20 protein-coding genes and 1 tRNA gene are annotated in these 25,581 nt (G+C 43.0%); 15 read left to right on the top strand and 6 right to left on the bottom strand.

Annotated features, from left to right (window positions below):
- Positions 1-22 precede the first annotated feature (22 nt).
- Positions 23-214 carry a cold-shock protein gene (locus WAE59_RS25330; protein WP_337858811.1) on the bottom strand — a complete coding sequence of 64 codons (192 nt, stop codon included), beginning with the start codon at positions 212-214 and terminating at the stop codon, positions 23-25.
- Between the two features lie 67 nt (positions 215-281).
- Positions 282-782: a DUF4142 domain-containing protein gene (locus WAE59_RS25325; protein WP_337858810.1), complete on the bottom strand. Its 501-nt coding sequence runs from the start codon at positions 780-782 to the stop codon at positions 282-284.
- Between the two features lie 128 nt (positions 783-910).
- Between WAE59_RS25325 and WAE59_RS25320 the strand changes: the two genes are divergently transcribed.
- Positions 911-1,261, top strand: coding sequence for a hypothetical protein (locus WAE59_RS25320; protein ID WP_337858809.1), 351 nt, complete (start codon positions 911-913; stop codon positions 1,259-1,261).
- On the opposite strand, the gene WAE59_RS25315 is transcribed toward WAE59_RS25320, so the two are convergent.
- Together WAE59_RS25315 and WAE59_RS25310 are read right to left on the bottom strand one after the other, a co-directional pair.
- Positions 1,258-2,175 carry an endonuclease/exonuclease/phosphatase family protein gene (locus WAE59_RS25315; RefSeq protein ID WP_337858808.1) on the bottom strand — a complete coding sequence of 306 codons (918 nt, stop codon included), beginning with the start codon at positions 2,173-2,175 and terminating at the stop codon, positions 1,258-1,260. The two genes, WAE59_RS25320 and WAE59_RS25315, sit on opposite strands and share 4 nt — an antisense overlap.
- Entirely contained in the window at positions 2,172-3,503 is a 1,332-nt protein-coding gene (locus tag WAE59_RS25310) for a sensor histidine kinase (protein WP_337858807.1), read from the bottom strand. Before WAE59_RS25310 ends, WAE59_RS25315 begins: the two co-directional genes overlap by 4 nt.
- A 171-nt stretch (positions 3,504-3,674) precedes the next feature.
- Here WAE59_RS25310 and WAE59_RS25305 point away from each other — a divergent pair, with 171 nt between their 5' ends.
- The 13 genes from WAE59_RS25305 to WAE59_RS25245 all read left to right on the top strand — a co-directional run bounded on the left by WAE59_RS25305 (position 3,675) and on the right by WAE59_RS25245 (position 20,934).
- Complete coding sequence (locus tag WAE59_RS25305; protein ID WP_337858806.1) at positions 3,675-4,778, top strand: C1 family peptidase; 1,104 nt, start codon at positions 3,675-3,677, stop codon at positions 4,776-4,778.
- Positions 4,779-4,857: 79 nt separating this feature from the next.
- Positions 4,858-5,307 (top strand): hypothetical protein, encoded by a 450-nt coding sequence (locus WAE59_RS25300; protein WP_337858805.1) that lies wholly within the window; start codon positions 4,858-4,860, stop codon positions 5,305-5,307.
- A gap of 117 nt (positions 5,308-5,424) precedes the next feature.
- Positions 5,425-5,508: transfer RNA gene (locus WAE59_RS25295), tRNA-Leu, on the top strand.
- Positions 5,509-5,592: 84 nt separating this feature from the next.
- The gene (locus WAE59_RS25290; protein WP_337858804.1) at positions 5,593-6,654 is read left to right on the top strand and encodes a LacI family DNA-binding transcriptional regulator; all 1,062 of its coding nucleotides are present in this window, start codon (positions 5,593-5,595) and stop codon (positions 6,652-6,654) included.
- Between the two features lie 310 nt (positions 6,655-6,964).
- Positions 6,965-10,204 (top strand): SusC/RagA family TonB-linked outer membrane protein, encoded by a 3,240-nt coding sequence (locus WAE59_RS25285; protein WP_337858803.1) that lies wholly within the window; start codon positions 6,965-6,967, stop codon positions 10,202-10,204.
- 51 nt (positions 10,205-10,255) lie between these two features.
- The gene (locus tag WAE59_RS25280) at positions 10,256-11,839 is read left to right on the top strand and encodes a SusD/RagB family nutrient-binding outer membrane lipoprotein (RefSeq protein ID WP_337858802.1); all 1,584 of its coding nucleotides are present in this window, start codon (positions 10,256-10,258) and stop codon (positions 11,837-11,839) included.
- Between the two features lie 61 nt (positions 11,840-11,900).
- Positions 11,901-13,274, top strand: a complete 1,374-nt coding sequence (locus tag WAE59_RS25275; RefSeq protein WP_337858801.1) for a glycosyl hydrolase family 18 protein — start codon at positions 11,901-11,903, stop codon at positions 13,272-13,274.
- Positions 13,275-13,279: 5 nt separating this feature from the next.
- On the top strand, positions 13,280-14,242 hold the full coding sequence (locus WAE59_RS25270) for a glycosyl hydrolase family 18 protein (protein WP_337858800.1): 963 nt from the start codon (positions 13,280-13,282) through the stop codon (positions 14,240-14,242).
- A gap of 59 nt (positions 14,243-14,301) precedes the next feature.
- Positions 14,302-16,143 carry a glycoside hydrolase family 5 protein gene (locus WAE59_RS25265; RefSeq protein WP_337858799.1) on the top strand — a complete coding sequence of 614 codons (1,842 nt, stop codon included), beginning with the start codon at positions 14,302-14,304 and terminating at the stop codon, positions 16,141-16,143.
- 8 nt (positions 16,144-16,151) lie between these two features.
- Positions 16,152-17,720, top strand: a complete 1,569-nt coding sequence (locus tag WAE59_RS25260) for a beta-N-acetylhexosaminidase (RefSeq protein ID WP_337858798.1) — start codon at positions 16,152-16,154, stop codon at positions 17,718-17,720.
- 27 nt (positions 17,721-17,747) lie between these two features.
- A complete protein-coding gene (locus WAE59_RS25255; protein ID WP_337858797.1) occupies positions 17,748-19,079 on the top strand; it encodes a sugar MFS transporter in 1,332 nt (443 codons plus the stop codon).
- Positions 19,080-19,087: 8 nt separating this feature from the next.
- Positions 19,088-20,296, top strand: a complete 1,209-nt coding sequence (nagA, locus tag WAE59_RS25250; protein WP_337858796.1) for an N-acetylglucosamine-6-phosphate deacetylase — start codon at positions 19,088-19,090, stop codon at positions 20,294-20,296.
- On the top strand, positions 20,293-20,934 hold the full coding sequence (locus WAE59_RS25245; protein ID WP_337858795.1) for a carbohydrate-binding family 9-like protein: 642 nt from the start codon (positions 20,293-20,295) through the stop codon (positions 20,932-20,934). Before nagA ends, WAE59_RS25245 begins: the two co-directional genes overlap by 4 nt.
- A 43-nt stretch (positions 20,935-20,977) precedes the next feature.
- Here the strand turns inward: WAE59_RS25245 and WAE59_RS25240 are convergent, their stop codons facing one another.
- Together WAE59_RS25240 and WAE59_RS25235 are read right to left on the bottom strand one after the other, a co-directional pair.
- A complete protein-coding gene (locus WAE59_RS25240) occupies positions 20,978-23,503 on the bottom strand; it encodes a family 20 glycosylhydrolase (RefSeq protein WP_337858794.1) in 2,526 nt (841 codons plus the stop codon).
- A gap of 23 nt (positions 23,504-23,526) precedes the next feature.
- The gene (locus tag WAE59_RS25235) at positions 23,527-24,663 is read right to left on the bottom strand and encodes an acyltransferase family protein (RefSeq protein WP_337858793.1); all 1,137 of its coding nucleotides are present in this window, start codon (positions 24,661-24,663) and stop codon (positions 23,527-23,529) included.
- Positions 24,664-24,814: 151 nt separating this feature from the next.
- Between WAE59_RS25235 and WAE59_RS25230 the strand changes: the two genes are divergently transcribed.
- Entirely contained in the window at positions 24,815-25,564 is a 750-nt protein-coding gene (locus WAE59_RS25230) for a glucosamine-6-phosphate deaminase (protein ID WP_337858792.1), read from the top strand.
- Positions 25,565-25,581: the final 17 nt, after the last annotated feature.

Here is a 25,581-nt window from a genome sequence, read left to right as displayed (position 1 = left end):
TTAATTTATAAAATGAGTTTAATTAACTGATCTTAACATTAATTGCGTTTAAGCCTTTTTTACCTTGCTCAACGTCATAGCTTACTGAATCATTCTCACGAATGCTATCGATTAAGCCTGAAGTGTGTACAAAGATTTCGCTATCTCCGTTAGCCGGGATGATAAAACCAAAACCTTTTGTCTCATTGAAAAACTTTACTGTTCCTTGTTGCATTATATTGTATTTAAATTATGCACAAACGTACAATTAATTTATTGAAAATCAGCAGGATATTTTATTATTATTTTGGAGGCTGTGCCTGATTGAGCTTTAAAGCCCCTTGAAGGTTCTTTCTGTAGATCGCCAGGTACCTTGAGGCATAAGACTTTATCTCCCGATCAGAGGATTTGCTCCCACTCTCATAAAGCGTTATCGCTTTTTTCTGATCCTCTATCATCATCTGAAGGTATTCTTTATCGAAATCACTGGTGTCCACTCTTGTTTGCATGCTGTTTATTGGAATAGACATCGGCTCAGGCAACTTTACTTTCTTCTTTTTTGCCAGACTCTTGAGCTGGGCATTAGCTACCATTTGATGGTTTAATACTTCCAGGACGTAGGCCTTTGCTTCAGGATTTTCCAATTGTTTCTGTCCAAGGTTTGCCAGGGCTTCAGCATTCATGCCTAAAGTTGCGGCCTCTTGAAGAAATTTTACTGAGTTGTGTAGGGTGCGCTGTCCGTAGCTGCTTAGCGCCAGCAATTGCAAGAGGAGCAGGGCTAGTGTTAATTTTATGTTTTTCATGGTATTTGAAATTAGTGTCAGATCATCAACAGACCGATCCCACATTTGGTTTGGATAATCCGGTCTGGATGGAAACTTATCTTAAGATCAATTGTTCAATTAATACCATTATTTAAACAAATAAAATTATGACACATCAAGAAACTATCTCCCTGCTTGAAATCATTGATCAGCAGGTAAGTTCTTCTATCCTTGGCGGTATGGAAGATCAATATGAAGAATTGGAAAGACTAGGTTATGTGGTCATTGATCGGCATAGTGTGCAGCATGCGGCATCCATAACTCCAGAGGGATTGGAATTTTTACATCATACCAGTACTGAGGGTACAGGGGTAAATCGACCTGTACCTTCAGCTGGTTCCGTGATTGTTGTTAATGAACATATGGACGAAGAAGCACGTCTTTCAGACGAGCCCGACAGTTTAGGTGTTGATCTGGATGGCACCAATCCGGGTTCAAACAAACATCCTATGGATTAAAGTTCGGTAATGATCATCACAGGATAATGGTCCGAAGGTGTTCTTGCAGGGGAATTTTGTAATTTGATTTCCCCCGGCGCATTGGCCGGATTAAAAGCCTCTGTAGAATTTTCGAGTGCCCGGTAAGTATCCGTCAATATGCCATATCTGCTTACTTTGAATGTTTTGGTGAGGAAGATATGGTCGATGCGGCTATTGGTTACCGAATTTGCTTTAAAGCTGTTAAAGGTGCCGGTTGCTGCATAACGGAGCTCCGCCAGGCCAAATGCGTCTTTTAATAGACCTGAATTGTTGATGACGGCATAACTATCGCTGTTCTGGTCTACATTAAAGTCACCGGTAAGGATTGCAGGGATTTTATCTGCACCAATTTCCCTGATCTTCGCCATGATCAGTTTAGCACTTTCCTGCCTTGCCTTCACACCCACATGATCAAAATGTGTGTTGAAAAACATAAACTTCTTTTTGGATTTTTTGTCCTGGAACAATCCCCATGTGCAAATTCGTGGTAACACTGCGTCCCAGCCTTTATTGGGTTTGCTGGTATCTTCCGAAAGCCAGAAGGTTCCGGTCTTTAGCACACTGAACTTATCTTTTTTATAGAAAATAGGTGCATATTCTCCTTTTTTTGCACCATCATCCCGACCTACTCCGGTGTAGGTATAATCTGGCAATAACCTCAGCATAACTTCCAGTTGATTGTTGAGGACCTCCTGTGCACCAAAGATGTCAAAATCGTGAAAACGTATGAGTTGTGTGAGTGGAGTTTGGCGTTGTTTCCAACCATCGCCCTGTTTGGCGTCACCGTCTGAGTCGTAACGGATATTAAAAGTTGCAACTTTTAAGGTCTGTGCGTCCAGTGATCCTGTAAAGAGGAAAATAAAAAGCAATAGTAGATAGCAGTTTCTGTTCATGTATGGTGGTTATTTTGTGTCTCTAAAGTTATTGATTTTGGCTGGCAGTGGGGGAAACGAATTTCGAAAATACTACCCTCGCCCGGTGTGCTGCTATATTGGATGTTTCCACCCTGCAGTTCCGTAAATTCCTTGCAGAGAAGTAAGCCTAATCCTACGCCTTTTTCATTATTGGTACCATAGGTTGCACCTGTATTGAGTGTAAAGATCTTATCCTGTTTCTCCGGACTGATACCAATACCGTTGTCGGATACTTTAATGGATACAATGTCTCCGGATAAGGCGGTACTGATATTGATCTCCCCGCCTTTATGGGTGAATTTGATGGCATTGTTAATGAGGTTCCTCACCACTAGTTTAAGCATTTCCAGATCAGCTATGATGTGTAGATCCGGATCTATGTTATCGAAAATTTTGATGTTCTTTTCCTGTCCAACAGTTTTTTGGGCATTCAGCGACGATTTCAGGGCCTCGAAAATGTTTATTTCTTCCAAATTAACCTTTACTCCGCTATCCATTTGAGATTTCGTCCAGTTGAGCATGTTAAATAACATCGATTGCGTATTCTTCGTTTCCTGTAGAAGGCTCGATTTGATGGCTTTCTCTTCATGTTCTTCCAGGTCGTAAGCCACAAGAAGTTCCAGAAAGCCTTGTATGGAATTTAGTGGTGATTTCAAATCGTGGGAAAGGATAGACAGCAGTTTGATTTTGGCTTCATTGGCTTCCCCAAGTGCAAGTGAAGCATCCTGCGCTTTTCTTTTTTCCCTGCGGTAATTTCTTAAAATATAGGTGATGATCAGTACAATGCAAGTGGTGCCCGCAATGTAACTGAACCCCATGTCCGTAAATAAACTTGCACGGCTGTCATAGGTGTAAGCAATTGCCCCGGGATTTAGAAAGTCATAGCTGAGCAGGGAGAGTACGGTGATGGAATTGAAACTGAGCCAGAACACATGCGCCCTGGCGGGCATCACTGCGATAATGAAGATCGCAGAGAGAATAAACAGCATTAATGTGGGGCCTTGAATTCCGGAATTCAGGAAATAATTAGTAGCGAGGAAGCCGTTCACGAACAGGGTGAACAGCGTGGTACTGATTTTCAGTCTGCCATGCACCCTCGAATAATAGTACACCGCTGCTGTGAACAGAAAGAGCGTTGTCATGGCCAGCGTCGTGTGAGGAACCTTGGTAAAGATATTGGACACTATCGCGAAAGGTAAGAAAAACAAGACTACGACACAGACCTGATGAAATATTCTTGCCTGCAGGATCGTATTTTTAGTATCGCCGATAAATTTGTAGTACAACAGCTTTAGAGCGTTCGTCATTTGATCAGGTTTCTTTCTAAGTATGACAAATATATCGAAAAAACTGGTCTTAAGACCATAGACAGAGTGAATATCTGACTCATTTCATGGTCGTTATTTGCCATAGACCATAGATTTATTACTGCCTAAGTAGTATATTTGATCAACAAACACCACACAACTTATTGATTTATGAAAAGAATGTCAATTTTTACCGGTCTTGTACTGACTGCTTTATCCGCAATCGCACAAGAGCCAGCATTCAAACCCCTCACAAATATTGCTGTCACTCCTGTGAAAAGCCAGGGACAATCCGGAACCTGCTGGAATTATTCCACCACATCTTTGATTGAATCGGAGAGTATCCGTAAAGGGCTTGGTGAGTTCAACCTCTCAGAAATGTATACAACAAGAAATGTCTACATCGAAAAAGCTCAGAATTACATTTTGCGTCAGGGGAAAGCACAATTTAGCGAGGGTGGCCTCGGGCATGACCTGATTCAGGCGACTGCAAAATATGGCGCCATGCCTCAGGAAGCCTTTCAGGGTGTACACGGTAGCATACCCAATCATAGCGGACTGGAACAGTCATTGAAAACCTATCTTGATGCGACGTTGGCCAAAAAGCCATTTGATGCAGATTGGTTGAAAGGCTATATTGAGATCTTGAATCAAAAAATAGGCTTGCCACCTTCGGATTTTGAATACAAGGGTAAAAAATACACTCCACAGACTTTTGCGAAAGATGTCTTAAAGTTTGATGCAGCGGATTATGTGAACCTAAGTTCGTTTAGCCATCATCCCTATTTTAGTAGCTTTGTGCTTGAAGTTCCGGATAATTTTTCCAACGGTTCTTTTTACAATATACCATTGGAAGACCTGATCGCCGTCAGCAAGAATGCATTAAAATCCGGGTATAGCATCATGTGGGACGCTGATGTCAGTAATCCTGATTTTCAACAAAACAAGGGTTACGCAATGTGTTTTGAAAACGAAGCAGATGCTAAGGCTCCTGTCATCAACCCTGCAGCAAAGGAAAGGACATTCAATGCGATGATCCGTCAGCAATTGTATGAAAACCTTAGCACTCAGGACGATCACCTGATGCACCTGGTCGGCATTGACGAATCAGCAGATGGCAAGGTGTTTTTTAAGGTTAAGAATTCCTGGGGTGAGGTTGGACCATTTAAAGGTTATATTGAAGTTTCAGAGCCTTATTTTGCCATCAATACCATGAGCCTGGTCATTCCAAAAGCCGCTTTGCCCAAGACTTTATTAACTAAGCTATCACTGTAGCGATGATTTCTTCTGAATCCGGTAAGCAGCTTGCAGGTACGTCCGATAATTTCTAAATTGCAGCCTTTAAAGTAAGATCATGAAAAGATACATAATCCTTATCGCAATGGTGGCCTGTATGCACTCTTTTGCAAAGGCCCAATCTCAAAAAATGCCTACTGCACAGGAACTGACCGTGAAAAGTATAGATGAAATGGTAGAACGCTTAAAATTGAGTGCCACACAGCGGAGTGTTATCTATAACTATACTTTTGAACTGTACAAACAGCAATTAGACCTGGTCAAACGCCAGCAGGCGGGTACTTCAAAAGAAGAAGATGTCACTAAGTTCTATAAATTTCAGAACGAGACCAACAATAACATCAAAACAATATTGAAGGGTGATCAGATTGCTCAATTCGATCAGTTGCTGGAGGATCGTTTGAATGGAGATAATAAAAAGAAAAAGAATAAGAAGAAAAAGAACTCAGCTGAAGAAGAGGAAGTCAGTACAGGAATATCTGGCCTGGTCAACCCGGCAAAACCCTAATGATACAATAATAGGTTGGAGAATAGCCGGATCTAAAAAAAATGAAATAAAAGCAACAGAATAATTGCTTTAATAAGCTAGATTTTTTATGTTTGCCCACCGAATAAAAACAACCATGCCCGGATGGCGAAATTGGTAAACGTTGCGGTCTCAGAAGCCGTTGGAGTACAATCCTTGAGAGTTCGAGTCTCTCTTCGGGCACAGAAACGACAAGCGTAGAAATTACGTCTTGTCGTTTTTTTTATGATTCCACTGTTCCCAATTATATCTACATTTGTTGTCAGCATGAAAAAGGAACAGGAAAATAATAAGGGAATTAAAGAAATTGCAAAACTCGCCAAAGTTTCCATAGGTACGGTCGATCGGGTGATTAATAACCGTACAGGGGTCTCACCAAAAACTAAGGAAAGGATTCTGGAGATCATTGCAGAATTGGATTACCAGCCCAATATTATGGCCCGCATGCTCGCTTCAAAGAAGGTCATCAAAATTGCCGCTTTAATTCCAGCTGTATCTAATGAAACAGGTTATTGGAATGCACCATTAAAGGGAATCAATGAAGCCGCATCAGAGATCAAAAACTTTGGCGTGTCAGTAGACCTTTATTTTTTTGATCAGAACTCAAAGCAGACTTTTATAGACCAGGCGGCCTTAATTCTAAGGAATGGTTATGATGGGGTGTTACTGGCGCCGATGTTTGAAAATGAAGCTATTGATTTTCTCGCACAATGCCGCGAGAACAATTTGCCTTTTGTGCTGATCAATTCCGATTTGGAGAATCAGTCCCAGGTTGCTTATGTCGGACCCGATTTATTTCAAAGCGGATACCTCGCAGCACACCTGACTAAATACCTACTACAAGCGGAACAAACCGTGCTGATCGTTAATATCTCGAGGGAGATAGATCTTCATCATCACCTGTTGAAGAAAGAGGAGGGATTTAAGAATTATTTTCATACGCATCGCAATTCAATACATATTGAAAAGGTAGACATCAAGGAAACAGATTATCAATCGGTACAAAAAAATCTGCGTGAACTGTTCCTTTCTAAACGACCGGACTTGGTGTTTGTGACCAACTCGAGGGTGTCATCAGTCGCCAGGTTCTTTCAGGAAACCAATATAGAAGGAGTAAAACTGATTGGCTACGATTTTCTCGAAGAAAACATCAATTACCTTAAAAATGGCACCATCGATTTTCTCATTTGCCAAAAGCCACAGGAGCAAGGCTATAAAGGTTTAATGTCCATCTATCAGCATCTCCTGAATTCTTCCTTGGTAGAACAGCTGCAATACATGCCTATTGACATCATTACAAAAGAAAATTATAGCTATTACCGAAATTAATCACATTATGTTGGCCAAATATTTGTTTTTTAAAATATAATAAATATATTCGTGTACGTTAACGAAACAGTAGCACTGATCTTTTCTGCAAAAAATCCATTGAAGTAGCCGAATACTTCAATTTTTTTACCCAATTTACGTGTACGTTAACGTAAATATATAAGGGTAGTCTAACAGGGTATGAACAGGAATGTATCGGTGATGAACCTTTTAAACAAAATAGATGGTATAGGACTAAACAACGAATCAGATCAACCAAAAAAACGACCAACAAAACAATCAACTAAATTTAACCAAACAAACTATTGAAATGAAACAAAATTTACAATCGGCCAAAGTACTCAGTGCTTTGATGCTCCTTGTTTTGGTAGTGGTCTGTAGCCAGATCAGTTATGCGCAGACACCAGCTGCCTTTAACCAGACCGGGATAATTTCAGATCAAAGCAAAACTAAGCTGCCAGGTGTCAGTGTGTTGAATAAAAGAACGAAACAGTCCGTTGCCTCCAATGTCGATGGTGGCTACAGCGTCAGGGCGGTTAATGGCGACACGATTCAGGTGAAAATGATCGGCTACGTTACGCAAACATTTCTGGCCATAGACACAAAAAAGAGGGTAGATTTATTCTTAAGGGAAGATGTACAACAACTGAAGGGCGTGGAAATCACCACGGCACTGGATATTAAAAGAGGCGAAAAGGAATTGGGATATTCTGTTACCCAGGTCAATGGAGATGATATCAATAAAGCAAAGGAAACCAATGTGATCAACTCCCTTTCGGGTAAGGTTGCCGGTTTGGTCATCAATAGCGGCGCCGGTGGTCCTGCTGGTTCATCCAGGGTGATCGTCAGGGCGGCAACAAGTATTACAGGTAACAATCAGCCTTTGTACGTCATAGATGGTATCCCGATGGACAATTCAAATTATGGTCAGGTGGGAAGTGATACGTTCGCTGGTGGTGTGGATATGGGAGATGCCATATCGGCGATCAATCCGGATGATGTGGAATCGATTACCGTATTGAAGGGGCCAGCGGCAACTGCGCTGTATGGAAGTCTTGCTGGCAATGGTGTGATTTTAATCACCACCAAAAAAGGCACAAACAACAAAGAACTTGGTATTGATTTTAACAGTACGAATACCATAGAAACACAGTTGACAAAGTACGATGATGTTCAGTATTTATATGGGCAAGGCAGAAATCAACTCATACCAACAGATCAGGCACAGGCCTTTAACAGCTTGTTCATCAACTTCGGCGCAAGATTGGATCCGGGTGTGAATTACGTTGGTTTTGACGGAGTAACCAGGCCCTATGCCCTGGTGAAAGACAACATTCAAAATTTTTTCCGAACAGGCTCTTCATTTAATAATACCATCGCCTTATCCAGCTCAACAGATAAATCAAGTTTTAGATTTTCTGCAGCAGACCTGCGGTATAAGGATATCGTACCTACCAGTGATGTGAGGAGAAATACCTACACTTTTTCAGGACGTTCGAAGTTTGGAGAAAAACTGTCGCTCGAAGTGAGGGCTACTTATTTAAACGAAGATGTAAACAACAGAGCTGGATTAGGTGATTCCCCTTCTAACATCGGAATGAATTTCAATGGTCTGGCCAATAATATCGATCAGGAGTTATTCAAAACGAATTATAAAAATGCGCAGGGCGATTATCTGGATTGGGGCGGTGGCCAATACCGCATCAACCCATATTGGGTAATCAATGAAATGTATAACAAAACAAATAAAGACAGGCTTACAGGCGCTCTGAATGCAACATATAAATTTACAAAATCGTTTAGTCTTAATGCAAAGGCCGCTACCGATGTTACATTTCTGGACTATGAAAGCTACCGTCCTAAAACAACGCCAGGTGCTTTGGGGGGCCAGCTGGATCAGGTAAACCAACGTTATACCACCAATCAGGTTGAAGTTCTGGCCAGCTATACCAAGCAGGTAAGTAAAGATTTCAATGTGTCTGCAAGACTGGGTGGAAGTATCAACGACCGTATTCGCAAAGGAACAAATTCTTCTTTCTCAAATATGATTGTTTTAGATGCCATCAGCGCAACAAGCTATTTGGATAAGGTAGTGATACCTAACGACATTCCCCGTCAGATCAGATCGGTATATGGCTTGGCAACTGTAGGCTTTAAAAACTATTTATTTTTAGACGCTTCTATCAGAAGGGATCAGTCATCAACATTGCCGGAGCGTAACAATACCTATACTTATCCATCTTTATCTAGCAGTTTCGTCTTTACCGATGCCTTTAAATTCAAAAGCGACATCTTATCATTCGGTAAGTTAAGGGCTTCCGTAGCAGAAGTCGGAAATGATACTGATCCGTTTTTATTAGATCTGTACTACACGCTAAATCAACTTCCTTTTAACGGGGCCTTGAATGGTAAAGTTTCATCGAAAGTTATACCGCCTATAGATTTAAAGCCAACACGGACCAGGTCATATGAATTTGGTACAAACCTGAAGTTTTTCAAAAATAGGATCAATTTCGATGCGACATATTACAATTCGGATTCAAGAGATCAGATCAACATTGTTCCGGCAGCACTTTCGTCCGGATTTCCACAGCAACTGATCAATGCGGGTGTCATTGCTAACCAGGGAATCGAGTTATTGCTTTCAGGAAGCCCGCTATCGCCCAACAGTAAAATCAAATGGGATATGGGTATCAATTTCGCCAGAAACGTGAGTAAAATAGAATCTTTGTCTGACCGTGTCGGCGAATATCTTTCGTTGTCAGAGGCACGTTGGGCTGGTTTACGCGTGGTAGCTAAGCCAGGAGAGCAGTATGGAACATTGATGGGTTACGACTTTTTAAGGGATCCAAACGGAAATGTTGTATTAAACTCTGCCAGTTTATTGCCGATCATAGACCCAAACATGAAAGTATTGGGTAAGGGCGTATTCGATTGGACGGGCGGTTTTACCAGTCGTGTTTCTTATAAAAACTTCAGTTTAAATGCTGCAGTCGACGTAAAATATGGCGCAGACCTATTTTCTATGACCAACCTGTTTATGCATTCAAGGGGATCGGCTATCGCCACATTAGAGGGAAGGGCAGAATGGATTTCATCTGAAGAGCAACGCATATCGGAAAAGAAAACGGCTGCGCAATGGCAGACTGAAGGTAGAGTGAGGGGGTTTGTACCTAAAGGTGTAATTAACACGGGAACAGCCGCTAATCCAATTTATACTGCCAATACCAGGGCAATGGACCCCACACTATATTGGCAGACTTTTGCAACGGATGGTTCCAACATCGCTACACCTTTTGTATATAAAGCCACTTATGTAAAAGTTCGGGAGCTGACGTTTACCTACACTTTAACTCCCGCTTTTAGCAGCAAATTGGGGCTAAAAGGTGCATCCCTGGGCTTCGTGGCCAGAAATCCATTTATCCTGTATAAAGATGTACCAAATGTAGATCCAGACTCAAACTATAACAATAGCAACGGCCAGGGATTGGAATACGGGTCATTGCCTACAAGGAGAGGTTGGGGTTTTAACCTTAATGTGAAATTCTAAAAAGAAAAAATGCGATATCAAATAATGTGTACACATTAAAATCATAAGAAGATGAAAAAAATTACATATATCTTATTACTCGCAATGGGGCTGGGTTCATTGGGCTGCAAGAAATTTGGTGATATGAACACAGATAAGACCAGGTCTACATCCCTGGATCCTGCAGCGCAACTGATGTATGCTCAAGTATATTTCTCGGGAGATTTGGGCATACAAGAACGAACAAACTACTTTATGCTCATCCCCATGATGCAGCAGTTTGCTGGTGCTTTTAATATGAGTTTCGGTGCAGTATATAAAAAAACGCCCAGTTATTTGTGGAGAATGTTCGATGAGAGTTATCCAAATGACATCCTGAATCTTGTAGATGCTGTAGAACGTACGAAAGGAGTGGCAAATAAAACCAATTTGAATGCGATGTGCCGCATCATGAAGGTCTACACCTTTGCCCGCTTAACGGACTTGTATGGAGATATTCCCTATTTCGAGGCAGGTAAGGGAAGCATTGGGACGATCAGACCAAAATATGATGCACAAAAAGACATCTATAATGATTTTCTTAAGGAACTCGCCGAAGCTTCTGCGCAATTAGATGCTTCAAAAGATCCTGTACCCGGGGAATACTTCTACAAGGGTAATATTCCTGCCTGGAAGAAATTTGCCAATTCGCTGCGCTTACGGTTAGCGCTTCGTTTAGCAAAGAGGGATCCGGAAAAAGCAAAAGCAGAAATTCAGGCAGCTTATACCGCTGGTCTCTTTACCAGCAATGCTGATATCTGTATGACCAGACATGAGAATATACCCAACAGTTATCAAGATCAAAGACCCAACGGTATATCGGCGTCCTGGAATGTTAAAAATGAAATGGGACGTGTAGTGAACACTTTCTTAAATGCACTAACCAGTACCTCCGATCCACGTGTAAATCATTTGATCAAATGCTACAGGGAATTTAATCCGGTTGCCCCTACAAGATTTTTAGAAAGAGAAGACATCACCGCACAAGTTAGGGCGAAGATAGGCCTTGTTGGAGGAATCCCCGGCGCTTATAATTCTGACAATGTATTGAGTACTACTGCAATTATATTGGCCAATGGAACGTCCTACACACCTAGAAGTATAGATCTCAAACCACAACTCAATCATAATTTATTGAGAAATGAAGCCCCGTTTTTTCACATTACCTATGCAGAGGTGGAACTGTTATTGGCGGATGCAACGCAGCGTTTTGGACTCAATTTGGGTGGTACAGCTCAGGATCATTACTACAAAGGGGTTGAAGCAGCCATGCAGCATCTTAGCCTGTATCCTAACGGTCCAGTGGTAACCACAACCGAAATCAACAACTTTAAAACTGCCAATCCATTAATTGCTGGTAGAGAACTGGAGCAAATCAATACGCAACTTTGGATCGCTTTGTTGTTGAATGGAAATGAAACTTATTCCAACTGGCGCAGGAGCGGATTTCCTGTGTTGACACCCTCACCAACTACGGAGTCTGTATCGCAGACCATCCCGAGAAGATTCGAATATCCACTGACTGAGAAACAGCAAAATACGGCCAATGTAAACGCTGCTATTCAAATCATTGGTACGGATGACTGGACAAAACGTGTATGGTGGGATCAGGAATAATTTCATGTCGTGGATCTGATGAATACGAAGTAATGGTATCACATTGATAAAATTTAAAAGGATGAAAAAAATTAAAATATTAGCCTATATCTTATTTTCATTTATACTATTTATAGGATGTAAGGAAGATGAGGTCGCAGTACAGGAAAGGGACCATGCATTTACACCGAGGATTCTTGGCGGAGACATCGCATCGTTATTTCCAAATCCCAATGCAAGTCAGGTATTGGATGTTGGCGAGAAAGTTGATTTCAGCGCGGTTCAATTTTCCCCCGCTGGTAAAGTAAGCGTAGTTTGGAAAGTAGACGATGTACAGGTATCGACCGGCGAAAAGTATATTTATACCGCTACAACCGCTGGTGACCACAGGATAAAAGTAGAAGCTTCTTACAATGGAACTATGGTAAGCAGATACAAAGACGTCTTTGTCTTGGCTGCTGCGGGAGCTGCATTTACACCAAAAGCCTATAATAAAGTGACGATGTCTTACATCGGCGAGAACGGAGACATTAGTGCCATGAACTGGAATAACATAACCCATGTTACGTTCAAAGCAGCACTGGTCAATGCTGCCGGAATACTGGATTTGTCAAAAGGTGAAACCGGACGCAAGACGCAGGAAATAGCAACAAAAGCGCATTTGAATGGTGTATACGCATTGTTAGGTGTAAGCGCTGCCTTATCTGCAAATGGCTGGAACGTTTATGATAGCAATACTTTCGGTACGGCGCTGAAAAACGTTACTCAAAGGGGGGTATTGGTTCAGGACATTAAAAAATACCTGACAGACAGAAGCTTGGATGGTGTGGATGTGATGATGGCTGATGTGGGTAATACGGTAGAGGCAACCACCACAGCCAATATAGCTGCTACCATACTTTTTATCAATGAACTGCGTGCTGCCTTAGGGGCCTCTAAAATTATCACACTTACGGTGCCGGTTAACTACACACACAGCAATTATACGGCGGCAAATCTAACAAACGTAAACTGGGTGAATGTCCGTGCATTTGAAAGCGGTCTGAATACCGGAGTTGGTAGACCTTTAGGTAATCCTTCGGGATATCAGTACATGGTTACGAGTGCCGAAATTTGGAAGGCGAAAATGCCTGCTGACAAATTGGTTATCGGCATTCCGGCAATGGGTCTGAGGTATACTGCCGTGGATGCAAATGGTAATAACCTCAATTTTACTTCATTCAATTATATTCCATATAAAGACATTTTGGCCTTATCTCCTGCAGCTTTTGACAAAGAGAAATTGGACCTGACACCAGCACCTTTAGCTATTTATTACAATGGAGTTCCAATGGTCACTCAAAAAGCGCAATACATTAAAGCGACAGGTTATTTGGGCGCCTACATTTGGCAAGGGGATTTCGATGTTAACGGACCAAATTCATTAACCCTGGCGATTAGCAACGCCCTAAAATAGTCTTGATGAAGAAGCTGAATTATATTCTTTTTGCTTTGGTCTGTCTGGTCCTGCCAGGCAGATCAAATGCGCAGTTTAAAGTGCTGGGCTACATCTGGTCCAAAACCAATATGGTGCAGGATTTGAAAAATATAGACCTTGAGAAGATTACCCACCTCAACATTGCTTTTGTCAATCCAGGACCGGATGGGAGTTTTAAAGCTTTGCCCGCTATAGATACGGCAGTTAAGATCGCGCATCTGAAGAATATAAAGGTGCTAATGTCTTGCGGCGGCGGTGGTAGTCATGCTTATTACGCAGAATTGCTGAAGGGAAATAAGCGGAAAAAGCTGGTTGAAGGTTTCATCGCTATCCTTGATCAATACAACTTGGATGGGATCGATGTAGATTTGGAAGGTGACGACATTGACGAAAATTATCAGGATTTTGTAGTTGAATTGCGGAAAGCATTATCAAAAAGAAACAAATTACTTACAGCCGCTGTCGCCTGGTGGACGAGGGACAGGATTACCGACAAGGCTTTACGACAGTTTGATTTTATCAACATTATGGCTTATGATCAAACAGGTCCCTGGAAACCCGAAACTCCTGGTCAGCACGCTCCATTGAATTATGCGATCGGCCATCTGAAGTATTGGAAAGAGGAGAGGGGCATGCCGAAGGAAAAGCTAAATCTTGGATTACCTTTCTACGGCTATGGATTCGGGGATTTACCACGGAAGGATGCTGCGTTCCGCTCTATGGGCTGGAAGGACATTGTGAAAAAGTTCCCCGATTCATTACAGCTAGATGAGATCAACCTACCGGAAAATGCTGGTACTATTTATTACAATGGTAAAGCGACTGTCAGAACAAAAACAGAACTGGCCCTTAAAGAGGCAGGCGGTGTGATGATCTGGCAGTTGATGTACGATACACAGGATGAACATTCTTTACTGAAATTAATCAATGAAACAGTGAAAGAGTAACCTGCTTTATAGCAGTAGTTTAAAAATTTAAGAAAAGCCCTTTAACTAAATTAGATAATATGAAAATGAGTTTGAATGTTTGCACTTTGTTTTTGCTGGTATTTTTATCCTGCAAAGGCGATATGCTGATGAAAGCTGGTGACAGCACAAATAATATTGTCAGTTCCAATAGCGCCTTTCACTTGAACGGCAGGTTAAAAGTTGTAGGAACACAACTGTCCAACGAATCCGGTCAGGCGATCCAGCTTCGGGGCATGAGTACCCATGGCCTGCAATATCGGGGAAATTGTTATAACAACACTTCTTTAAATCTTTTGATGCGTGACTGGGGTGCGGATATTCTTAGAATATCAATGTACATACAGGAAGGTGGCTATGAGAGCAACCCCGTCTACTATACTAATTTTGTCGACAGTCTGGTCAACAAGTGTTATAGCGAGGGAATTTATGCATTGATCGATTGGCATATGCTTCATCCGGGAGATCCCAATCACAATACCGAACTCGCCAAAGTGTTTTTTCAGCATGTGTCTCAAAAACACGCCAGCAAGGGAAATGTCCTCTACGAAATTTGTAATGAACCCAATGACAGTGAAGGGGTGGTGACCTGGCCCATGATCAAAAATTACGCAAATCAGATTATCCCAATCATCAGGGCAAATGATCCCAATTCTGTCATCATCGTTGGTACCCCGGAAAGCGCATCAAGACCGGATCTTGTTGTTGGCAATGCATTGGCTTACAATAACCTCATGTACACCATGCATTTCTATGCTGCAGATTCCTGGCAAACGAACCATCAGGGTCGACGAATGGGCTATGTTTCCAAGGCTATCGCAGGTGGAATACCCGTATTTGTGACTGAATTTGGCACTCAGGATGGTTGGGGTGACGGTGCAAATGACTTTGCAATGTCTGCCAGATGGCTGAAATTTCTGGCTGAGCGAAAGATTTCCTGGTGTAACTGGAATTATTCGGACAGCCCGCTTTCCGGAGCAGTATGGAAGACTGGTACTTGTCCCAATGGACCCTGGACAGATGCCAATCTCAAGGAGTCCGGCCTGTGGATCAGGCCACGCATCAGTAGTCCTGCCGACGATTGGACGGGAAACTTTCCTGCCTGGGAATGGGAATACAATTTGGCTTCGGGAACAGGCACATCTACACAGATCAGCCCGGGTTCCAGTATCCAGGTTTCAGAATCTAAAAGCGGAACACCTGGATTTTTGCCTTATCCCACCAATGGTACCGCAAGAACGGTATTGGCGGCCAATGCGGGAGCAGGATTTAGCCTAACCAGCTCAGTGCTGCAATTTGGTGCCAGCAATGCCGATGTACCTAATAAGTTTTCATTTTATGACATCAAAGAAGTTTCATCGCTGGCCTGTGTGTCGTTCAGGCTATCGTTCAACAACAGTACAAATGGAACTGCAATTTTAAGTATTGGCAATTCAGAAGGCAGCTTATACAAAAACTCGGCGGCTTATTCTAATCTGAAACAGCAGGGACAGTTCGCCGCGATCCGCTTTTTAGTAGGCAATTCTTCTACTAATGCACAATACAGGTATGCGGACGGTACATCGTATTTTCACCGGTCACATGATGCCAACCTTTTCGCCAGAAGCGGAAATCTGGACATCGAGGTATATTGCAACAATACGGAAGTAAGCAAAGTCTACGAGAGAGCTGGGCTCAGCTATACCTTACCGGCCACTTCCCTGCATATGTTTGTAAATGGTGTTCAGGTTAAATATGCTGGTTCCGCAGATATCGCATCAACCGGAGAGACATTTTCTTATTCACCAATTGATGCCTTTATGTTTTCAGGAGCCAACAGTACCGGAAATACCTTAAATTTCTCCGTAAGTAACATTAAAATTAAATCACTGACAGGAGGATAAATTCAGCTATGAGATCAATAAGAATAAAATGGAATGGTTCGCTGCTAATGATGGTTGTGGTTATGGCCCTGCTTTTTGCAGGCCATAGCTATGCACAACCAATAGAACCCAAGGAGCCATTTAAGATCAGGGGCTTTCACCTGGACCTCAGGGTGCAGGTAATGAAGATGCCGGCACTTAAGGAGTTTGCACTGCAGCTCAGCAGGAATGGCATCAACACCTTGATCATGGAGTGGGAAGCTGCCTATCCATACGAAAAGCACAGTGTGATTACCGGTCAGTATGCCTACAGCAGAACCGAAGTCAGGACTTTCATTGCCTATTGCAAATCATTGAATATAGATGTCATTCCATTGCAGCAGAGCTTTGGACATGTCGAGTATATCCTAAGGCACTATCGTTACAAGGAGCTGAGAGAAGACAAAAAGGATTTTTCACAGGTAAATCCCCTAAAGGAAGCGCTTTGCAAAGAATTGTTCACAGACCTGTTTAAAGACATGATTACCACTCATGATTCTCCTTACATTCATATCGGTGGGGATGAAACCTATTTGCTGGGCCATTCGGAAGAGTCAAAAAAGAAGGTGGCTGCAGTGGGGAAGGGCAGGTTGTATGGCGACTACATCAAAATGTTATGTGACCTGGTCATCAGCTTAGGTAAAAGGCCTGTTGTGTGGGCAGATATTGCGCTGAATTATCCGGATGCGTTAACAGGCTTGCCTAAAGAAACGATTTTTGTCGACTGGAATTATGGCTGGTCTCTGGACCGCTTTGGCGATCATGAAAAACTCATGAAAAGTGGCTTTGAAATCTGGGGTTCTCCGGCCATCAGGAGTCATCCCGACAATTACTTCCTTACAGAATGGAAGAAGCACTTCGAGAACATCCGGACTTTCATCCCCCAGGCCAGAACATTGGGCTATAAGGGAATGGTAATGACCTCCTGGTCTACTTCCGGCTTGTACTCAGGTATACAGGAGAGCACTACAGACCTGCTTGATCTGCAGGCCATCAGAAGGGTTTATCCCATCTCGGGCTTCCGTATGCTCATCGCAGCATATTTTAATCAGCTGAAAAGTTCGCTTGCTTTTGATATCGACCGTTTTGTTCATGATTATGCGAAGGAAACTTATGGATTCAATCAGAGTCAGTCGGTTCTGTTTTGGAAGGCACTCCAGCGCGCACCATTTGAAGTCAATCAGGGTAAGGTCAGCCAGGCTGACCTGAATGTTGTCAATCTTCTGGACAGCGCGAGGCGGAGTGCCCTGGACCTCCATTCATTGAAAGCTGCCAGGAATAAACGGGAATTTGCACATTACGTATTGATGGCTGACATCAGGACGTTTTACCTGACCTGCATTTGGGTAGAAAGTGAAATGAATTCAACCGATTATAATTCAGGTAAGGCCTCCGGGTTACTCAAGGTTCTCCAGGGATTGGATGCAGAAGAATTGAACCAGAGGTTTGAGGAATTGAACAGTGATCTGTTGTTTAAGGACGAAATTAATGTAGAGAACAAGCTCAGGAACGAGAGACTGGAATTACTCAGGCGAAAGTTAAGTCAACAAATTAATTAAAATTTAGCCGATACAATTTACATATAGATGGCAGCATTAGAAAAAACCGTACAAGCTTCCTCGATGACTCGAAAGGACACGATGATCTCCATATCCATCATTGGCTTGTTGTTCTTTATTTTTGGTTTTGTGACCTGGATCAATGCCATATTGATACCCTTCTTTAAAATTGCCTGTGAACTGAACAATTTTGAGTCCTACCTGGTGGCCTTTGCCTTCTACATCGCCTATCTGGTGATGTCCTTACCCGCCGGGTACCTCTTGAAAAGGATCGGGTTCAAAAAAGGGATGATGTGCGGCTTTTGGGCAATGGCCCTTGGTGCTGCACTGTTTATACCGGCCGGTCTCAGCAGGACTTATCCTTTGTTTCTGTCGGGCTTATTTACGATTGGAATTGGCCTCGCCATCCTGCAAACAGCTGCAAATCCTTACATCACCATATTGGGACCAAAGGAAAGGGCCGCGCAGCGTTTTAGTATCATGGGGATTTGCAATAAGCTGGCGGGAATACTTGCTCCCTTGCTTTTTGCTGCGGTGATATTAAGGCCTGAAACAGACAATGAACTGTTCAAACAGGTTACCCTCATGCAGGGTGCGGAGAAAGAACAGGTACTCAATGAAATCATCAGCAGGGTAGTAGCGCCTTATGCAGTTGTCGCTGTAATTCTGCTTTTATTGGGTTTTCTGGTCAGGTTTTCACCACTTCCGGAAATCGATACTGAACATGAAGACGAAACGCTGTTGGTTACAAATGCAGGCAAAAAAAGCATTTTGGAATTCCCGCACCTGGTGTTGGGTGCGGTCGCTATTTTTTTTCATGTAGGTTCCCAGGTTATCGCAGTCGACAGTGTGGTCAACTATGCTTCACACCATGGAATGGGCTTCCTGGAAGCAAAAACATTTCCTTCTTACACCTTAACAGCTACCATCATCGGTTACCTTCTGGGTATCTCATTTATTCCTAAACTGATCAGTCAGTTGACAGCGCTCAAAATATGTACTGTCCTGGGACTGGTACTCAGTTGTTTCATTTTGTTATTTGCAGGGCGGGTTGAATTCCTGGGACACCAGACAGACCTATCGGTTTGGTTTATTGTGCTACTTGGTTTCGCAAACTCCATGATTTGGGCGGGAGTCTGGCCATTGGCACTGGATAATTTGGGACGTTTTATAAAAACAGGTGCTTCATTACTCATCATGGGATTGTGTGGAAATGCCATCATGCCCCTGATCTATGGCTACTGGGCCGATCAGCATGGACTTCGTGAAGCTTATTGGATACTGATACCTTGTTACCTATACCTTATTTTTTATGCATTCTACGGGCACAGTTTGAAATACTGGAAGTCCGGGAAATAATCATTCCTATGAACTATATCAAAATTTATAATGCGAATATCCTTACACCCGGAGGAACAGTTAAAGAAGGCACCCTGGTAATCTTTGACGGGAAAATTTTAGAAATAAGCGACAAAAATATAGACATCCCGGCTGCTGTTCCTGTAGATGCAAAGGGAAAATACCTTGGTCCGGGTTTCATAGACATGCACGTACATGGTGGCGGAGGTCATGATTTCATGGACAATACTGTTGATGCCTTTTTAGCTATAGCTAAAAAACATGCTGAATATGGTACTACAGCATTGATGCCCACTACGCTCAGTTGCGAGCAGGAAGACCTCATCGATACCATCAAAACATATGAAAGAGCCGATCCCTTGAATCTCGGTGGTGCGCAGTTTGTGGGGCTGCATATTGAGGGGCCTTATTTTTCCATGGCCCAGAAAGGTGCACAGGATCCAAAATATATCAGAAATCCGGATCCCGCTGAATACCGGGAAATACTGGCAGGTACAGCGATCATCAGACGCTGGAGTGCAGCTCCGGAACTGCCCGGTGCCCTGGATTTTGGAAGGGAACTCAAGCAAAAAGGTATTCTGGCAGCGATTGCCCATACAAATGCAATATATGAAGAAGTAATGGAAGCCTGGGATGTTGGTTACACCCATGCCACACATTTTTATTCCTGCATGTCAGGCGTATCCAGGAGAAATGCCTACCGGTATGCGGGGGTGATCGAAAGCGCTTATTTGCTGGACGAGATGACCGTAGAGATCATTGCCGATGGCATACACCTTCCTTCAGCGTTGTTGAAACTGGTCTACAAGATCAAAGGTGTTGAAAATATTGCATTGATCACGGATGCAATGAGGGCAGCGGGAATGCCTGCCGGCAAAAGCATACTAGGTAGTTTAAAAACTGGTATGGAAGTGATCGTAGAAAATGGGGTAGCCAAACTACCTGACCGTTCGGCCTTTGCCGGCAGCGTAGCTACTGCCAATCAACTGGTTAAAAATATGATCGATCTGGCTGATGTCAGTTTGCCGGATGCAGTCCGCATGATGACTGAAACACCTGCAAGGATATTGAACCTCCAGCATCAAAAAGGGACCATTGCCAAAGGTAAAGACGCAGATCTCATTTTGTTCGACAAAAATCTTCGGATCGATACTACTATTGTCGGCGGCAGAATTGTACACAACTCATCATCATCCCACAAATCAGCACCTCTGTGAAGAAACTAAAAATCCCTTATATTAATAGCAGCCATTTCAAAGACGTCAATGAGCTGATCGTCCAAATGGAAGGCCTGGAGAATGTGCCGATATCCTGCAAACCCTGGCCTGAGTTCAGCTCGGAAACCAAAGCCGGGTTTAGTATTGCACACGACCGGAATTCCATTCTGCTGAAATACCAAATAAGCGAAAAATACCTCATTGCCAATGAGGTCAACAATGGCAATATTCATAACGACAGTTGTGTAGAATTTTTCATTGCATTCAACAGTGAAAAGCATTATTATAACCTGGAATTCAATTGTCTGGGCTTTACTAAAATTGGTTACGGAAACGGACGTATCAATAGGCAGTTGCTTGCATTGGAGGTGATCCGTAAGCTTGGTTTTTCTTCCAGGATCAACTCCAATCTCCAGCCTTCAAATGGCGGCTTCGATTGGCAGATTTTGTTGGTGATTCCAAAAGAGGTTTTTGTGTACCATCAGATTTCTTCCTTTGACCAGGTAAAGGCCCGGGGCAATTTTTATAAATGTGGTGACGGCTTACCAGAACCCCATTTCCTAAGTTGGAATATGGTACATGCTGACCAGCCTGATTTCCACAGGCTCGAAAGCTTTGGTAAGCTCGAATTCCTGTAAGTTATAAGCATGGGCTTCCATCAAGGGAAGCCCATGCTTATGACTACTTATAGACATCGATACTTCTTCCACCACGTTGTGTGTCCGTAAATACCTTCAATTTTAAAGTTTTATTATAAGGGATTGGCTGATGGTACAGCGGGCTTTTTGTGTCTGGCTCAGTTCCGTCGGTCGTATACCTGATGCTAAATCCTGGGTAGAGCAGGTTTACCTTCACCAAATTCTGATCAACCACATAACCTGCTGCCGGGATGCGGTATTTGAAGCCACCGGCATAGTAATTTAATCTCGGTAGTTCGTTTCTACCGATCTGGTACACAAAGTCTGACCATGCCTTTTCATACAATTGCTTACTTTTTGCCGAATCCTGCTCCTTCGCCCAGTCCGGATCAGCTGCCCAGCTCCGTTCTGCAAGCCCCAGAACTTTTGGCAGCAGCAGGTACTCAAATTGCTCAGTTCCCGTGATAATTTCACTCCATAATGGGGCCTGTAGACCGATAATATTCGCTCTCCCGGCATCGCTGAGCTTTTCTTTTCCATCATAATGATTTTCCGGCAATGGATCACCCTGGCTATCTTCTTTTTGATTTTTGTAGTAATCAAAAGGAATAAAACTGAAGGGCTTATCTACATCAACATAGCCGCCCCAGTACTGACCAGGTTCGAAATAGCTCTTGTTATAAGCCAAATCCAGGTACATGTTGGTCACATTGGTCAATACCACCTTATATCCTGCATTGGCAAGCTGATAAGCAAGGTCCTCATTTCCGCTGAGGTTATTCCATACATCCGTATGAAAATTTTGAGGAACAGCCCGCTGATCCAACACCATTTTCGAACTATTTCCGGTTCGGACCTTACGCAAGCCAATTTCTTCCCAGCCCGACAGGTACAGGTTTCTTGACTTGAGCATTCCATTTACCTTCTGAAAATAATGATACCAGAGATCATCTACGGAAGTGATATTGGAATTCTCCTTCAGCAGTTGAACCACAACTGGCGATTTCTCCCACACACCAGCCGGAACTTCATCGCCTCCGAAATGAATGGTCTTTAACGTAGCACCTGCATCCCGATACATGGAAATGGTTTCATCTATAATTTTCTCCACGAAGCGGTAGGTTGAAGGTAAAGCAGGATTGATCACATTATCGTTGAAACCTTGCACAGAGCGGTAGATGGACTGGTCATTGAGATCGCGCAAAAGATAGGCCTTAGCTTCCTCAGGCTTCCTGGCTTTCATTAACCTGGCATAACGGGCATCCATCGATTTAATGGCTGCGCGGGCGTGACCAGGAGTTTCATATTCCGGAATCACCTGAATGTGCCGCTCTGTAGCATATTTCAGAATTTCTATAAAATCTGTACGGCTCAGGTATCCGCTTCCTGAATTTCGGTTGGCCAGGGGGCCTGATCCGTAGGAAGGGATTAAAGCAGTTTCTTCTTTTATAGTGTGTGCTCGTTTGGCACCAATTTCCGTAAGCTCCGGTAGTCCCTTAATTTCTATGCGCCAACCCTCATCATCATTAAAATGTAGGTGAAATACATTGATTTTGTAAAGCGATAGCACGTCAAGGGTTTTCAGGATCTCCTGTTTCGGCTGGAAATTTCTGGCGATGTCCATCATAAAAGCCCGGTGTCCAAACCGTGGAGCATCATGCACTTCCATTGCCGGAACGGTAATCTGAGCTTGTTTGCTTTTCCATGCAATTGCAGGGAAAAGCATTTTCAGGGACTGGATGCCATAAAATGCCCCTGCAGGATCAGGTGCTGAAATGGTGATGAGGTCATTTGTAATTTGCAACTGGTACGCCTCATTCCCCTTTAGTTCCATATGCTGCAGTGCAATCATGTTTTTTTGTTTTTGTCCGCCTACTAAGGGCTTTTTATCCAGCACTTTATCTAGCTCATTGCTCAGGTAAACTGCTTCTCTGCTGAAGGCCGGATCGGCAGAGATTCCTACAGAAGCAGTGATCGAAAAAGTACCTTTGCCTGCCTTTGATTTTAAAGGACTTGGAAGTATGGCAGGCACTTGTCCGGGTGCCATCCGCGCAACAGCCTCATTTTGCTTGTAGAGGGCGTTTGACAATTGTTTCTCTTTGTCGATAGGGCTCAACGGATCTATTTTTAAAACCAGGTCAATGGGACTATCCGGCTGGCTGTCCAGGATGAGATAGAAACCAAGGCCGTAGTCAGTCTTGTTTTTTATCGCTCTGGAACGTATCTTAAATTTCGATTCCTGATTACTTCCCATTCTTTTGAATCGCGAGTGGGGGAACATTTTGAAAAAGTCGCCATTAATGTGTTTTATGCCAATTGCAGCGCTACTGGTATCGAGTACTATCGGATCAGGCCCATTAAAATAGATGCTCCAGCCTTTTTCGGGGAGTGTAGCAGACCCGGAATTTGAGAGAACCAGTTCCGAGAGCGTTTCCCCGTCCGCATTGAAGTTCTGTTGGAGCACCTTCCAGGTTAAGGTCAGCTTACCGGCAAATGGGCTTTTGTTTTTTTGAGCAAAGCAGCTGCATGCGAATAGCAGCAGGGCGATACTAAAGAGATTAAGTTTCATATATAAGCAGTAGGTTTAAACGATTAGACTTTAACGTAGATCCGGTTTTTATCCATTAAGAATCCCGTCAGCCACATCAGTAATAGGTAAGAAAGGGCGAAAAGGAGAGAGGCGTCTTTTGGCGCCGCCCAGCTCAGGAGAAAGTTTTTATGTACATAGGATGCTATTGTAGTATCAGCGATCGGGATCAGGTAAAGTAAATCAATAACCACCCAGGAGACGATATAGATAAATAAAGGATTTTTACCAAAGACCTCAAAAAAATAGGTCCATTTTTTGAATTTAAGGACATCTATGAAAAAAATCAGACAGGCGAGGATGAGTAAATCCCAACCTATACTGAGTAGCGCATACGAACTGCTCCAAATCGGTTTATTGATAGGGAAGGCCATGTTCCATGCGCTGGCAATGAGTAACATCAGTAGTGCCGCTGCCGACATTTTAACAGCTGTGATTTTATGACTGCCCCCCATTTGTATGAACCTGCCTGCAGCATATCCCGCAATCACATTTATGGTCGCGGGGAAGGTGCTCAGTACGCCTTCCGGCTCAAATGGAATCCCAAATCCGCTGTATAGATTTTGAGGATCGAATAGCTTCAGGTCCAGCATACCTGCAAAATTACCCTCCAAACTGTAAGGATCGCTTGCTGAGCCAAGGAAGTAAAGTATAGCCCAGTAGCCCAGCAAAATGATCATGCTGCATATAATGAGCCCGGTTTTGTTAAGGTAGTAGAGCATCACATTGGCCAGAAGATAACAGACCGCAATCCTTTGTAATACACCCCAGATCCTCAACTCCAGGATGTCTTTAAATTTCATACCAGATTTCTCAAATTCAACAAAGGGGAAATAATTTAGCAGCAAGCCGATCAGGAAAATGATCGCTGTTCTTTTCAATACCTTTTTAAAAAAAGCTTGCGCGGTAGTGGAGCTTGCCTTCTGCCAGCCGAAACTTAGCGCGTTTCCCACTACAAATAAAAAGGTAGGAAATACGAGGTCGGTTAAGGTGAATCCATGCCATTCCGAATGCATGAAAGGAGCATAGATAGCGCTCCAGCTTCCCGGGTTGTTTACGGTGATCATTAAAGCTACAGTCATCCCCCTCAATACGTCAAGAGGTAAATTTCGCTGTGTGGTCAGTTGTTTTGGTTTGGTCATTTTGATGTTGGTTTTTTAAACTTAAAACCGAATATAGACAAAAAAATAATCTTTTCGTGTACGTACACGAAAAATATGATTACTTTAGCAAAATCCTATTTGAAAAACAGAGAAGTACTAGAGCATATCATTTAATATCAAAACTTTTGACATGAATAACCACATCGATGTAAGAATTTATGAGTCCAGAAAGGGGATGGGCGCCGCTGCTGCAGAGCGTTTTGCACGGGAAGTTGACCGACTATTGCAGTTTAAGGAGGAAATCAACATTGTATTTGCGGCAGCACCTTCCCAAAATGAGTTTCTGCATTACCTCTTTGAGCACAATTTGAAATGGCATAGGATAAACGCCTTTCACATGGATGAATATATTGGACTGCCGGCGGATGCACCACAGGGCTTTGGCAATTTTTTGAAAGAACGCCTCTTCAGCAAATATAACTTCAAGTCCGTTCATTACCTGAATGGCAATGCGGCCGACATCCAGTCTGAATGTTTGCGGTATACCGGTTTATTGGAAAGCCACCCGGTCGATATTGTCTGCATGGGAATAGGGGAAAATGGCCACCTGGCCTTTAATGATCCACCTGTAGCCGATTTTGAAGATACAGCTACGGTTAAGATGGTATTTCTCGATCAGGCATGCAGGCTTCAGCAAGTCAATGATGGTTGTTTTCAGCACATTGATCAGGTTCCGGTTTCTGCACTTACACTTACCATACCTGCTCTGATGAAGGCCCAGTTCATCAGTTGTGTAGTTCCGGGTTCCACTAAGGCGAGGGCGGTCAGAAATACTTTTGAACAGGAAGTCTGTTCGGAATATCCATCCACTATATTGACCAGGCACGACAATGTCGTTTTGTATCTGGATTTTGAAAGTAGTTCCTCACTCATATCATAGATTTAAATATATATACC

Origin of the sequence: Pedobacter sp. GR22-6 (genome assembly GCF_037402555.1) — a bacterium.
Lineage (GTDB): Bacteria > Bacteroidota > Bacteroidia > Sphingobacteriales > Sphingobacteriaceae > Pedobacter.
Note: the sequence above shows the minus strand (reverse complement) of the source record. Positions and strands in the feature narration are given on the sequence as shown.

What these genes read in the sequence shown, in the direction of transcription:
- WAE59_RS25330 (WP_337858811.1), bottom strand. Translation starts at nt 214, where the DNA reads ATGCAACAAGGAACAGTAAAGTTTTTCAATGAGACAAAAGGTTTTGGT.
- WAE59_RS25325 (WP_337858810.1), bottom strand. Translation starts at nt 782, where the DNA reads ATGAAAAACATAAAATTAACACTAGCCCTGCTCCTCTTGCAATTGCTG.
- WAE59_RS25320 (WP_337858809.1), top strand. Translation starts at nt 911, where the DNA reads ATGACACATCAAGAAACTATCTCCCTGCTTGAAATCATTGATCAGCAG.
- WAE59_RS25315 (WP_337858808.1), bottom strand. Translation starts at nt 2,175, where the DNA reads ATGAACAGAAACTGCTATCTACTATTGCTTTTTATTTTCCTCTTTACA.
- WAE59_RS25310 (WP_337858807.1), bottom strand. Translation starts at nt 3,503, where the DNA reads ATGACGAACGCTCTAAAGCTGTTGTACTACAAATTTATCGGCGATACT.
- WAE59_RS25305 (WP_337858806.1), top strand. Translation starts at nt 3,675, where the DNA reads ATGAAAAGAATGTCAATTTTTACCGGTCTTGTACTGACTGCTTTATCC.
- WAE59_RS25300 (WP_337858805.1), top strand. Translation starts at nt 4,858, where the DNA reads ATGAAAAGATACATAATCCTTATCGCAATGGTGGCCTGTATGCACTCT.
- WAE59_RS25290 (WP_337858804.1), top strand. Translation starts at nt 5,593, where the DNA reads ATGAAAAAGGAACAGGAAAATAATAAGGGAATTAAAGAAATTGCAAAA.
- WAE59_RS25285 (WP_337858803.1), top strand. Translation starts at nt 6,965, where the DNA reads ATGAAACAAAATTTACAATCGGCCAAAGTACTCAGTGCTTTGATGCTC.
- WAE59_RS25280 (WP_337858802.1), top strand. Translation starts at nt 10,256, where the DNA reads ATGAAAAAAATTACATATATCTTATTACTCGCAATGGGGCTGGGTTCA.
- WAE59_RS25275 (WP_337858801.1), top strand. Translation starts at nt 11,901, where the DNA reads ATGAAAAAAATTAAAATATTAGCCTATATCTTATTTTCATTTATACTA.
- WAE59_RS25270 (WP_337858800.1), top strand. Translation starts at nt 13,280, where the DNA reads ATGAAGAAGCTGAATTATATTCTTTTTGCTTTGGTCTGTCTGGTCCTG.
- WAE59_RS25265 (WP_337858799.1), top strand. Translation starts at nt 14,302, where the DNA reads ATGAAAATGAGTTTGAATGTTTGCACTTTGTTTTTGCTGGTATTTTTA.
- WAE59_RS25260 (WP_337858798.1), top strand. Translation starts at nt 16,152, where the DNA reads ATGAGATCAATAAGAATAAAATGGAATGGTTCGCTGCTAATGATGGTT.
- WAE59_RS25255 (WP_337858797.1), top strand. Translation starts at nt 17,748, where the DNA reads ATGGCAGCATTAGAAAAAACCGTACAAGCTTCCTCGATGACTCGAAAG.
- nagA (WP_337858796.1), top strand. Translation starts at nt 19,088, where the DNA reads ATGAACTATATCAAAATTTATAATGCGAATATCCTTACACCCGGAGGA.
- WAE59_RS25240 (WP_337858794.1), bottom strand. Translation starts at nt 23,503, where the DNA reads ATGAAACTTAATCTCTTTAGTATCGCCCTGCTGCTATTCGCATGCAGC.
- WAE59_RS25235 (WP_337858793.1), bottom strand. Translation starts at nt 24,663, where the DNA reads ATGACCAAACCAAAACAACTGACCACACAGCGAAATTTACCTCTTGAC.
- WAE59_RS25230 (WP_337858792.1), top strand. Translation starts at nt 24,815, where the DNA reads ATGAATAACCACATCGATGTAAGAATTTATGAGTCCAGAAAGGGGATG.